Origin of the sequence: Phaeobacter sp. HS011 (assembly GCF_018101215.1) — a bacterium.
GTDB lineage: Bacteria > Pseudomonadota > Alphaproteobacteria > Rhodobacterales > Rhodobacteraceae > Phaeobacter > Phaeobacter inhibens.
Map to the genome: position 1 here is coordinate 1 of NZ_JAGEUF010000022.1, position 988 is coordinate 988.

The 988-nt window shown below is 56.2% G+C and carries 1 pseudogene; it reads left to right on the forward strand.

Annotated elements, in window-relative coordinates:
- Window positions 1–62: 62 nt before the first annotated feature.
- Window positions 63–988, forward strand: a pseudogene (locus tag J4721_RS19650) (IS3 family transposase); the annotation flags it as partial.

A 988-nucleotide genomic window follows, 5' to 3' on the forward strand; every position in this document is an offset into this window, starting at 1 on the left:
GGACCTGTCGCGGTTTGATGCCGCTCCTTTGATAGCATTTATTGCACCAAAGGAGACGAGCTATGGGAACGAAACGGACGGACGAATTCCGCGCTGATGCGGTGCGGATCGCGCTGGCAAGCGGGCTAACACGCAAGCAGGTTGCATCTGATTTAGGTGTTGGTCTGTCGACGCTAAACAAATGGGTGACGGCCCATCGTGATACTGAGGTGGTGCCGGACAAAGACCTGGACCTTGCCCGCGAGAATGAGCGGCTTCGACGCGAGAACCGTATTCTCAAGGAAGAGAGGGATATTCTAAACTGAAGAGGGTCAGGAAAGGCCGCAGTGGGGCGTTTCTCCGATGAAGGCCACAGCCTTCTTCGCGAGCCAAAAGCCATGAGGTTTCGGTTCATTGAGGAGCATTGCCGAGACGTCCCGACCAGCCGTCTTTGTCGGGTTATGAATGTCAGCGAACGAGTCTTGCGCGACTATCGCATCCGTCCCGCCAGCGGAAGGCAGCGAACCGACATGGTTATTCTGGCCTACATCAAGGAACAATCCCGTCTCGGCCTAGGGAGCTACGGTCGCCCGAGGATGACTGAAGAGCGGAAGGAACTTGGCCTGAACGTCGGACACCGTCACGTCGGCCGCTTGATGCGCGAGAACGGAATAAGGGTCGAACGCTCAAAGAAATACAAGGTAATGACCGACAGCAATCATGCCTTCAACATTGCGCCGAACCTTTTGAACCGGGACTTCTCAGCGGATCAGCCCAACCAGAAATGGGCGGGCGACATCAGCTACGTTTGGACACGGGAAGGCTGGCTCTATCTTGCCGTGATTTTGGATTTGCATTCCCGGTGTGTCATCGGCTGGGCCGTGAGCAACCGCATGAAGCGCGATCTGGCAATCCGAGCACTGAAGATGGCTATCGCCTTACGACAGCCACCAAAAGGCTGCATCCATCATACGGACCGCGGCAGCCAGTACTGTTCGCACGACTACCA